This window comes from Vibrio sp. Isolate23, assembly GCF_022398095.1.
Lineage (GTDB): Bacteria > Pseudomonadota > Gammaproteobacteria > Enterobacterales > Vibrionaceae > Vibrio > Vibrio coralliilyticus_A.
Map to the genome: position 1 here is coordinate 478,215 of NZ_JAKEUV010000001.1, position 11,378 is coordinate 489,592.

At 46.0% G+C, this 11,378-nt stretch carries 11 protein-coding genes; 9 read left to right on the plus strand and 2 right to left on the minus strand.

The features are described 5' to 3' along the window. Positions 1–149 precede the first annotated feature (149 nt). The 8 genes from norR (at position 150) to L1D31_RS02225 (ending at position 8,621) form a co-directional block, all read left to right on the plus strand. Positions 150–1,739, plus strand: a complete 1,590-nt coding sequence (gene norR, locus L1D31_RS02190; RefSeq protein ID WP_239835453.1) for a nitric oxide reductase transcriptional regulator NorR — start codon at positions 150–152, stop codon at positions 1,737–1,739. A gap of 103 nt (positions 1,740–1,842) precedes the next feature. Continuing rightward, positions 1,843–2,202: a glutaredoxin gene (locus L1D31_RS02195; RefSeq protein WP_239835454.1), complete on the plus strand. Its 360-nt coding sequence runs from the start codon at positions 1,843–1,845 to the stop codon at positions 2,200–2,202. A gap of 20 nt (positions 2,203–2,222) precedes the next feature. Next, on the plus strand, positions 2,223–2,870 hold the full coding sequence (locus tag L1D31_RS02200) for an HAD-IA family hydrolase (RefSeq protein ID WP_239835455.1): 648 nt from the start codon (positions 2,223–2,225) through the stop codon (positions 2,868–2,870). Between the two features lie 66 nt (positions 2,871–2,936). Next, a complete protein-coding gene (locus L1D31_RS02205) occupies positions 2,937–3,557 on the plus strand; it encodes an NAD(P)H-dependent oxidoreductase (protein ID WP_239835456.1) in 621 nt (206 codons plus the stop codon). Further along, positions 3,554–5,473, plus strand: coding sequence for a monovalent cation:proton antiporter-2 (CPA2) family protein (locus L1D31_RS02210; protein WP_239835457.1), 1,920 nt, complete (start codon positions 3,554–3,556; stop codon positions 5,471–5,473). The genes L1D31_RS02205 and L1D31_RS02210 overlap by 4 nt, the downstream gene beginning before the upstream one ends. Before the next feature lie 53 nt (positions 5,474–5,526). Next, positions 5,527–6,861 (plus strand): MATE family efflux transporter, encoded by a 1,335-nt coding sequence (locus L1D31_RS02215; RefSeq protein ID WP_239835460.1) that lies wholly within the window; start codon positions 5,527–5,529, stop codon positions 6,859–6,861. Positions 6,862–7,054: 193 nt separating this feature from the next. Next, on the plus strand, positions 7,055–7,945 hold the full coding sequence (locus L1D31_RS02220) for a DMT family transporter (protein WP_239835461.1): 891 nt from the start codon (positions 7,055–7,057) through the stop codon (positions 7,943–7,945). A 52-nt stretch (positions 7,946–7,997) separates the two neighbouring features. Continuing rightward, on the plus strand, positions 7,998–8,621 hold the full coding sequence (locus L1D31_RS02225; protein WP_239835462.1) for a glutaredoxin: 624 nt from the start codon (positions 7,998–8,000) through the stop codon (positions 8,619–8,621). A gap of 55 nt (positions 8,622–8,676) precedes the next feature. Here the strand turns inward: L1D31_RS02225 and L1D31_RS02230 are convergent, their stop codons facing one another. After that, a complete protein-coding gene (locus L1D31_RS02230; RefSeq protein ID WP_239835463.1) occupies positions 8,677–9,030 on the minus strand; it encodes a hypothetical protein in 354 nt (117 codons plus the stop codon). Positions 9,031–9,093: 63 nt separating this feature from the next. Then, positions 9,094–10,272 carry a multidrug effflux MFS transporter gene (locus tag L1D31_RS02235; protein WP_239835464.1) on the minus strand — a complete coding sequence of 393 codons (1,179 nt, stop codon included), beginning with the start codon at positions 10,270–10,272 and terminating at the stop codon, positions 9,094–9,096. Between the two features lie 113 nt (positions 10,273–10,385). Here L1D31_RS02235 and L1D31_RS02240 point away from each other — a divergent pair, with 113 nt between their 5' ends. Next, positions 10,386–11,279 (plus strand): LysR family transcriptional regulator, encoded by an 894-nt coding sequence (locus tag L1D31_RS02240; protein WP_239835466.1) that lies wholly within the window; start codon positions 10,386–10,388, stop codon positions 11,277–11,279. Positions 11,280–11,378: the final 99 nt, after the last annotated feature.

An 11,378-nucleotide genomic window follows, 5' to 3' on the forward strand; every position in this document is an offset into this window, starting at 1 on the left:
CATTATCCGTTATTAAAAAGTCATAGTGACACAGTTGAATCATGTCTAAATGACTCTATAATAAAATAATCACATAATGATACTGGTTACTTTTACTTCATTCTATTCTCAGCCAACGTAACCCACGTATTCAGGAGCCTAGCTGTACCATGCAAGATATTTCAGTATCCACTCTGATTGATATGACCATCGGCCTAGCAACAGGTCACAATGAACATGACCGTTTCAATAAATTGCTTGATGCTATTCGAAAAGCTATCCAGTGTGACAGCGTTGCATTGCTCTCCTTACAAGGAGACACCTTGGTGCCCCTCGCGATTCAAGGACTAACAAGGGATACATTGGGACGCCGCTTTAGAGTCGATGAACACCCTAGGTTTGAGGCCATTTGCGCTTCAAAATCCGCTGTACGTTTCGATGCGGATTGTGAACTTCCTGACCCATTCGATAACTTACTTCTTGATTGCGATGGTGATTTACCCATGCACGCCTGTATGGGCTTACCCTTACTGTATGCTGACAAGTTACTTGGCATTCTGACTCTCGATAGTTTGACCCCCAATGTTTTTGACCAGATCCCTACTCGCAGTTTAGACGCTCTCTCTGCAATCGTGGCCTCAACTCTCAAAGTTGCGATGACTGTTAGTCAGTTGGAGCAGCAAGCCAAACAGACTCAACAACGATTTGAAGAACTCAATGAAGATGCATGGGAGCGCGAAGGGGGAGAGATTATTGGCGCAAGCGATAAGATGGCTACGTTAAAGTCCGATATAGAGGTCGTTGCTCCATCCAACTTCAACATTCTGATCAATGGCGAAACAGGGGTAGGCAAAGAGTTGGTCGCGCGCAGCATTCACCATTTGTCTCATCGTCGTAAACAGCCTCTGGTCTACGTCAACTGTGCAGCCATCCCTGAGAACTTAGTTGAAAGTGAATTGTTTGGGCACGTAAAAGGCGCATTCACTGGGGCTGATAAATCACGGCTGGGCAAATTTGCGCTTGCAGATGGTGGTACCCTGTTTCTCGACGAGATAGGTGAACTACCACTTGCCGCACAAAGCAAAATCCTTCGGGCTTTACAGAACAACGAAATCCAGCCAGTTGGTCAGGACAAGGTCGAGACAATCGATGTGCGTGTGCTCGCAGCGACTAACCGTAATTTGAAGGAAGAAGTCAGCCAAGGTCGTTTCCGTTCCGATCTCTACCACCGCCTCAGTGTTTATCCAATCAACGTGCCGCCGCTTCGTCAGCGAGAAGGGGATATTGTCCTGTTGGCCGGTTATTTCCTAGAGCAAGCTCGTCGCAAGCTAGGTATCATCCAAATCAAGCTAGGGAAGGAAGCTCAGCTGTTACTGTCACGCTACAACTGGCCGGGTAACGTAAGAGAGCTAGAACATGTAATCAACCGCGCCGCTCTAAAAGCTCGGGCGAGAGGTAACAACCGTAAGCTGATCACTGTTTCTATTGATGATATAGGCGAACTCCATTCTCTCCCTGTCGAAGACTCCGTGGCAATCCCTAACTCAACTGGGAGCATGCCAACCATCGACTGGACTAGAGGGCTGCGCGAATCAACAGAAGAATATCAGCGACAGCTCATCACTCTTGCCCTGACTGAAGCAGAGTACAACTGGGCAAAAGCCGCACGACAGCTAAAAACCGACCGAGCAAACTTAATTAGACTGACAAAACGACTGGGTATAACAGTCACTAAGCAGCACAAGATAAGTACTAATTAATCGGTAACTTGGGTACAATGCCAGCGCTCATTATTAGCAATACAAAAGTGGGGCAACACCCACACTGAAGTCGTACTATTTATCTGTATTTTAAAGGAATATTATGAAGTTTATCCGTTGGTTCCTTGGCCGTATTATCCTCTTGCTTAACTTTGTATTTTCACCAAAAGGGGTGAAGCGTTTACAAGAAGAGCAAAAAGCGGTCAATGAAAAAGCACAATCGCTTGCCTTGTACCAGTTTGAGGCATGCCCATTTTGCGTGAAAGTTCGCAGAGCCATGAAGCGTCAATCTGTCAATATTGAACTGCGTGATGCGAAAACAAACCCAGCCCACCGTTCGGAGTTGGAAGCTGGTGGTGGCAAAGTGAAAGTACCTTGCTTAAGAATTGAAAAAGAAGGCAAAGTGGAATGGATGTACGAGTCTTCTGATATTGTTGCCTACTTGGAACAGGAATTTGCTTAAACCACACTCAGGAAAGTGCCATGGATGTCATTCCTCTGGACATTGCCAAAATTAAAGCGATTGTCTTTGATCTAGACAACACCTTGGTCAGCTCAAACCTAGACTTTCAGTGGTTAAGAGCTCAAGTCGGCTGCCCAAGGGACGTCGACTTGCTCACTTTTATCGACAAGCTGGATTGCTCTCATTCGGCGCTTAGAGCGAAACAGCTGGTACTGCAGCACGAATTGGATGATGCCGAACACTCAACTCCCATGCCTGGATGCCTCGCACTACTGGACTTTATTGCATTCAATCATCTCCATACTGCGATTATTACTCGCAACTGCCAACAGGCTTCCCAACGTAAAGTTGACCACAATCAGCTCAATATTTCTCGTATCATCAGCCGTGAACACTTCCCACCTAAACCGGCTCCAGATTCATTACTTGCACTCGCCAGAGAGTGGCAATTGCCCCCAAAGCAAATCCTTTATGTGGGTGACTATATGTATGACTTGCAAGCGGCAAGCAATGCGCGTATGCCATCTTGTCTCGTCACTCACGGTAAGCCAACCACATTCAATCAACACGCTTCATTGAGCGTGGATCATCTGCATGATCTCCTCGATTTGTTCTTAGACAAATATCTACAGACAGTTGAAACCATTTCGTCAGCCACCAAAAAGTAACCAATGGTTAAAAGTTGATCGATATGCCACAATAAAACTTTCAGTCTACGATCCGCGAACTGGATAATGTCAAAAAATAAAGTTTTAGTGCTCTATGCGCACCCCTCTCAACTACGTTCCGAAGTTAACCAACCGCTGTTTCAAGCCAGCCAAAAAATTGTAGGGGTAACCGCTGTAGACCTGTATTACGAATACCCCACTTACAACATCAACATTGATCGTGAGCAGCAACGCTTAATCGATCACGATGTTATTGTGTTCCAATTCCCACTGTACTGGTATTCAACACCTTCCATCTTAAAGGAGTGGCAAGACTTAGTACTGGAGTACGGGTTTGCTTACGGCCATGACGGTACAGCCTTACATGGCAAGAAATTCCTATGTGCACTGACGGCTGGTGGTCAGGAAGAGGCATATCAATCCGAAGGCTACAACCACTTTACCATTCGAGAGCTACTTCATCCTCTAGAGCAAATGGCAGCCCTCACAGGAATGGATTACCTAGCGCCATTTGCTTTATTTGGTTCACGTACTGCGAAAGAAGATGGGCGTATTAAGTCCCACGTGGAGGCTTGGCAACATTTACTGGGCGCCTTAGTCGATGACAGAGTCGATTATCACAAGGCCGCGGAAGTAGAGAAACTTTGCCACTGCCTTGATGAAATTATTGTTGGAGGCGTTCAATGACCAGCTATTTCCTACAAGCATTCATCTACCTTATTGCTGCCGTGATCGCCGTTCCTATCGCTAAGCGGCTGGGTCTTGGTTCAGTGCTCGGTTACTTGATTGCAGGGGTAGTCATTGGCCCGATAATAGGTTTGGTTGGCGAAGAGACCACCACTATTCAACACTTCGCTGAGTTTGGCGTGGTTATGATGCTATTTTTGGTTGGCCTAGAGCTGGAGCCTAAAATGCTCTGGTCAATGAGAAACCGCCTATTGGGCTTAGGCGGCTTGCAGGTAGGCGGCACTGCTGCTGTGATTACGGCAATCGCCCTCGTCTTTGAGCAACCATGGACAATTGCCCTCGCGATTGGTTTGATTTTCGCTCTTTCCTCAACCGCTATCGTCCTACAAACCTTTAACGAGAAAGGTCTGAACAAAACCGAAGGCGGGCAAAATGCCTTCTCAGTATTGCTTTTCCAAGATATTGCCGTTATTCCTATGCTGGCTTTTATCCCATTATTGACCCTACCTGAGTTGGTCGAACAAGCACAGAATGCCGTAGGCACTGCGGCAAAGCATCATGACGAATTGAGCTTGGTTGCCGGATTGCCTGGATGGGCATACGCCTTCGTGATTGTCGGTTCAGTGATCGGTTTGGTCGTCGGTGGACACTATTTAAGTCGGCCATTATTTCGTTTTGTCGCAAGCTCAGGGCTTAGAGAGATTTTCACTGCGACGGCTTTGATGTTAGTGGTTGGCATTGCAGCACTGATGAGTTTAGTCGGGCTTTCTCCTGCTCTTGGGACTTTCCTTGCAGGTGTCGTTCTGGCAAACAGTGAGTTTCGACACGAGCTGGAGTCTAATATCGATCCTTTTAAGGGCCTGCTGTTAGGTCTGTTCTTCATTACTGTTGGCGCAGGCATCAATTTTGGCATACTGTTCAACGACTTCTTTTTTATCATCAGCTTAACTTTGGGGGTTATGCTACTAAAAGCGGCCATCCTGTATTTGTTGGCACTTATCTTTAGAATCAAAAACAGCAACCGCTGGCTATTTACACTCAGTCTTGCACAGGCTGGTGAATTCGGTTTCGTGTTACTCAGTTTCACAGTGCAAAATCACGTCATTCCACAGGATGTTGCGCAAACTTTGTCTCTGGTAGTAGCACTTTCTATGTTCCTTACTCCAGGGCTCTTTATCTTATTTGATAAAGTAATTTTACCTCGCTTCGAGCTTGAATCGAATGATCGTGAAGCAGACAATATCGAAGAGAAAGGCACCGTTATCATTGCTGGTATTGGTCGATTTGGACAAATCGTTAACCGTTTATTGGTGGCCAATGGGGTTAAAACGGTTGTCCTTGATCATCAAGCGGCACAAATCGATGTTGTACGTCGGATTGAAACTAAAGCATACTTCGGTGATGCCACTAGGCCAGACATGCTACATACTGCAGGTATCGAAGAGGCCTCTATGCTGGTTATCGCGATTGATAACCCAGAAGCAAGTGTCGAGCTGACTAAATATGTCAAACACACCTATCCTAAGGTAGCTGTGTTAGCCCGGGCGTTTGACCGAGGCCATGGGTACTTGCTACGTCAAGCCGGTGCTGACATTATTGAGCTTGAAACCTACCATTCTGCCCTTGAACTTGGATCCCAGGCCTTGAAAAATCTTGGTTACCACCCATTTCATGTAGAGCAACAAAAAGCCGCCTATCGCCAAATTGAGGACCAAAAATCTGACGCGCTTTATCAAGCTTGGGAAGACGACTCTGAGGGCGAGCGATTTGACAACAATTACCGAAAACTCTTCATGCACCTTGAAGAACAAATAAAGCAGGCGATGAACACTGATCGCTCAGACAAGCACGAAACTGGTGAGCGAGGTTGGACACCGCCCCCCAAAGGTTACGCTGAAGAGTTCAAAGAAGAATGATTTCAGACCGGGGCAATGCCTCGGTCTTTTATTTTACCGAATGATTAAACAATATGACTGCTACATACATTGAAACATCCCCATCTCTGGGGCAACAACTATTCAAGATGACTTGGCCGATGTTATTTGGCGTGTTGTCTCTGATGAGCTTCCAACTGGTTGACAGTGCATTTATTGGCCAACTCGGGGTGTTGCCACTTGCAGCACAAGGATTCACATTGCCGATACAAATGATCATTATCGGTATTCAAGTGGGGCTGGGTATCGCAACAACGGCTGTCATTGCGAAGGCGATAGGAGCCAAAAAAACACGCTTTGCCCACCAGCTTGGCGGTTTAGTGATTGCGATAGGAACCATCGGTGTTGCCATTATTTCAGTTCTGATCTATCTGATTCGTGTTCCTATTCTTCAGTTACTCAGTGCTCCTGAAACAATCTACCCTGTTATCGATAGCTATTGGCTCTACTGGCTAGCCAGTGCATGGACTGGCGCTCTACTCTACTTCCTTTACAGTGTTTGCCGAGCCAATGGTAATACTATGCTGCCAGGCACGATGATGATGGTCACCAGTGTACTTAATCTTATACTGGATCCAATTTTCATTTTTACTCTCGATCTCGGGCTGAACGGCGCTGCCATCGCGACCATTATCGCCTTTGGTATCGGTATCCTGATCGTTGCACCTAAGGTCACACGTAAACATTGGATGAGCTTTGACTGGAGTGATCTCGACATCATAAAGAGTGTGAAATCTATTGGTAATATCATGGGGCCAGCAATGATAAGCCAACTCCTTCCCCCTCTTTCGTCGATGCTAGCTACAAAATTACTCGCAGGATTTGGTACTGCCGCGGTTGCCGCATGGGCACTGGGCTCCCGGTTTGAATTCTTCGCCATTGTCTCGGTGTTAGCCTTGACTATGTCCATGCCACCGATGATCGGACGATTACTCGGGGCCAAAAACATCGCTGATATTCGCCGTCTGGTCATCATTGCTAGCCAGTTTGTGGTCGGATTTCAACTGCTGATTGCGTTGCTGACTTGGCTGTCGGCAGATTGGTTAGCCTCTCTAATGACCAGTGAAGCGCAGGTCTCTGAGATCCTTGTTTGGCACCTACTAATCGTCCCTTTCAGTTTAGGGCCACTCGGAATATGTATGTTGATGGTTTCCATTGCCAATGCACTCGGTAAGTCTTACACCGCCTTAACCATCTCAGCGCTTCGCCTTTTCGCCTTCTTCCTACCTTGCCTATGGTTAGGTGCAAAAATAGGTGGTATTGAAGGGCTTTTCTGGGGAGCTCTCGCTGGGAACATATTCGCTGGAGCGAGTGCATGGCTAATGTATCAAAAAGCCCTGAAGCAAATTGAAGAGAAGCTGGAACAATAGAACAGATTGCGGCTACCCACATTTGGTTTTATCTGGCAACAAAAACGCCCCAAAACGAGTGATACAACACGCTGCCAAGCAATATGCACATCTTGTTTCTTCAGTTTTTTGATGAAGTACAACAGGATAGGCTGATGACGTACTCCTAAGAACATCGTATGATTCAGCCTATTATTTTTTTAACACAACGATTATGGCTTCAAAATCCCACCACCCTATACAGGGCGCGAGCTGGATGCTCACTGCAGGCTTGGCTTTTGCGTTGGTAAACAGCCTCGCACAAATCGCCAGCATCAATTTTGGCTTATCTTCGACAACCGTCGCTTTCATTCAGTATGCGATCGCATTAGTTGTGATTCTACCTTACCTAAAAACGCTAGGTATTAGACGCTCCTTACGCACTGAGCATCTCGGCTGGCATATTTTCCGTGTCTTTCTTTCTGTGATTGGTATTCAACTTTGGCTATGGGCACTCGCCTATCCTGTACCAATTTGGCAAGGCATTGCCCTATTGATGACTTCACCGCTGTTCGCAACCGTTGGCTCTGGCCTGTTCCTAAAAGAAAAGGTGGGGCTTGCTCGCTGGAGCGCGACACTCGCTGGATTCATTGGTGCAATGATCATTCTTGAGCCTTGGTCTACTGATTTTAGCTGGGCAGCATTACTACCTATTGGCGCAGCTTTCTTCTGGGCTTGCTATTCCTTAATGGTTAAGAAACTGTCTTCTAATGACTCCCCCTCTACCATGGTGGTTTATCTGCTCCTTCTTATTACCCCTTTTAACATTCTACTGGCTATCCCTGACTGGCAGACACCCTCTGGCGGGACTATTTGGCTTGTGCTGTTCGCCGCTGGAGCACTGACTGCATTAGCTCAATGGGCTATTGTAAAAGCGTATTCCGTGGCCGATGCATCGTTTGTTCAACCTTTTGATCATGCAAAATTACCACTCAATGTGCTAGCAGGTTGGAGCGTGTTCAGTTGGGTACCACCAGGTAGACTGTGGTTAGGAGCCGCGATCATCATTGCATCTGTCGCTTTTATTACTCAATGGGAATCAAAAAAATCCCGCAAATTGAAATAAATATCAGCGCGCGCCGTTCTATTAGTTAAAGGCATTTAAGGGAGAGAGCTCTATGACAGATCCAATCAAAGTAACACTATATCGCTGGGCCGGTAGTTGGGGACCGTTCAGTGTAAAAATTCCGTGTGGTGAATGCACCCTGACCAAAGACATTCTCAAAGATACATTTGAGAATGAATTGGCCGATGTTCCCGTTGAATTGGAAGTGAAAGATTGGCTCTCTCATTGGTGGGAACCGTTGAAGGTTGGAGCTTGGCATGCTCCTATTCTTATGGTCGAAGGCAAAGTGGTCAGCCAAGGTGAAGCCTTGAATCGCGGTGTGTTGGTACAGTCTATTATCCAAGAGTGGACCAAACGCGATACGTTGAAAGGGAACATTGTCTATGGAAAAGCGACCTGCCCTTACTGTGTGAAAGCCAAGAAGTTACTTGATGATGCTGGGATTGATTACCAGTATCACGATGTCGTTAAAGACAGTGCGGCTCTGTATCGCATGATCCCGGAGGTGAAAGCCATTATCGGAGAAAAAACACCGGTAACCGTTCCTCAGATCTGGCTTGACGGTCATTACACAGGTGGCGCCGACAATCTGCAAGCTTGGCTAGCGGAAAAAGGGTTAAGTAGCGTGCCCGACAATGTGGTCACTATGGATAACAACCAAAGCTCCGTTGGTTAAAAAGAAACAAAGCCCCAAATATGGGGCTTTGTTTTTACAGAAAACGTAAACTCGACTATTTAGCGCGTTTGGGTTGTTGGTACGTTTTACCTGCGGCCTGATAGGTGTCTTTACGCTTTACATCGAACATTACTTCAAAGAACCAAGCAACAAAGCGAATCACGTCATCGCCTTCGTTCATCACATGCTCAACGTATTCTTGTTCTTCACCCTGCTCATTTTCTTGCATCGTCACATGGTAAATACGCTGTTCACCGTCAACTTCTGCCAAAGCAAACTGACCAGTAAGAGACTGCGCCGCCTCAGCAACGTCTTCATTTTCATGTTGTTTCAACACTTCAAGAGCTTGCGGTAGGTTCTCTTTTGAACAAAGTGCCGTGACTAATTCTTCGAACTGTTTATGTTCCATCGTCGACCTCTCAGATCGTCTTTTCAATTATTGGGGCGCATTGTATCAGCCACCCAACGCCTTTCAAGCAAACTCTTGTTGGGTAGTAGCCTTAACTCGGCTTGAGTAAAGCACCATTGCCATGATACTGGCTGATACCATATAGAACATGCCTAATGCAGATTGACTCTGTATCCAATTTTCAACTAAATATCCCCCCAGCACACCGGCAAGACACATCTGAATGGAGCCAGTCAGGGCAGACACAGAACCTGCTTGCCTTTTATGAGGAGCGAGTAACAGGCTGATTGACAAAGGGAATGATAAGCCTTGTGCTATGGTCATCCAAGTGAAAGACCAGATAACATTAAACAGGGTAAAGCCCGTGAAGATTAACCATCCTCCAGAAGCCATCATGATAAAAATGGCCAACGCCATAAGCTGCTGGGTACTTAAATAACGGTTCAAAACATTTAAAGCCAGTGTCCCTACGAGTAATCCTGCAGACGGAATAACCATTACCGAACCGTACTCTGCGGCGGTTAACCCCAACTCATGCTGTAACATAAATGGCATAACTGATAAAGAAACCAGACAAGCGAGGTAAGTCGTCCAGTTATAACTCGCACTACTGAGCACTTGTTTGTTCGTCATCAATTTACCGTAGTTCTTCACCACTTGCCTGATTTTAAATGGGGAACGACCATAACTCATAGTCTCAGGTAAAATGAGGTAACCCAATATAAAAATTGCCGCCAAGTAGAGCAGAACGAATATGAATACCGCTTCCCAACCTAGATAGAATGCCACCCAGCCACCAAACACCGGAGCAATCACCGGCATAATAGAGGCGGTGACCGAAACATAAGAAAGGGCCTTGGTCAGCTCCGCACCGTCATAACAGTCGCGAAGTACACTTCGTCCTAGGACCGAAGCACTTCCCGCCCCGAGTCCTTGTAGCAAACGTCCAAACACCAGCATCCACAAGTTATGAGAGAACAGCACACATATTACCGTCCCGAACAGATAGACTCCTTGCCCAAGGAGAAACACGGGGCGACGCCCTATCGCATCGGATAGCGGGCCATAGAACAGTTGAGAAGCCCCAAAACCGACTAAAAATAACGTCACAAGAAGCTGTACGTCAGCTTGATTGATCTGCAACGTTTCGCTGATCATAGGTAAGGATGGTAGATAGATACTCACGCCGACTTGGCCCGTTGCAATTATCATCATCGCCAGCAAAATTGGCGTTTTCTTCATAGCCTCACCTCGTTGCATCTGTATGCAATAAAGTTTAAATTCGTTGCTGATGAATGATAATATCCTCAATTGGAAACTGATTATTTCCTGATAAGAATCAATTGGAGAATACCATGGACTGGATACAAAGTGTTCAAAGCTACATACGAGTAGTGGATGAAGGCAGCTTCAACGGGGCAGCCAGAAAGATGAACACTACTAGCTCAGCTATCAGTAAACGTGTCCATTGGCTCGAAGAAAGGATTGGCGTGCAGCTACTTAAGCGGACAACTCGAACCGTTACCCAAACGGAAGCTGGCGCTTTATTTTATGAACGAGCGAAGGTCCAAATAGAAGGTTGGCAATCCATCGTAGATGAAACCCGCTCAGTCAATCAGACACCCGCTGGGCTGCTTAAGATCGGGGCAACCATTGCCGTCGGTTCTAAATTTCTAGTTCAGTATCTGAATGATTTTCTGCAAATGTACCCTGACATTCGCATTCAGTTAATCACCACCACTCCCGGCCAGCTACCTGAGCTCAGCCTAGATCTGTTCATCAGCCGTGAGATTGAACAGCTTAATTCACTCAGTTTTAAAGCCTCAGCACTGTTCGAGCACAAAGCGGGCTTCTACGCTTCGCCTGAATATTTGGATAAATACGGTGAACCACAATCGGTTGATGAGTTGACTGAACACAACACGCTAATATGGGGAGAACGGCCACATCGTGAAATAACACTGACGAATGGAAAGAAGATCATTTTGTCAGGAAATCTTGCAACTACTAACCCCGAAGCACTTTTTTACGCCGCTAAAAATGCCATGGGGATTTTAATTTCCAACGATGTGATGATAAAAGATGAACTAAAAGCTGGCACCTTAAAACGTATCCTACCCCGAATAACTGCTGATGAAGCAACAGTTTACGCGTATTATCCTAAGCTGGACTATCAACATACTAGGACAAAACTGTTTCTCGACTACCTTAAAGAGCGTTTAGCTAAAGAACAAATGGAAGAGCATTAAGCCAAGAAATATCTCCTTCCAATTTGAATTGTTATGAGATCTGTACCATATTTTGATTGAACCAATACCAAAAAATAAGTGATTTAAATCACGATAAGG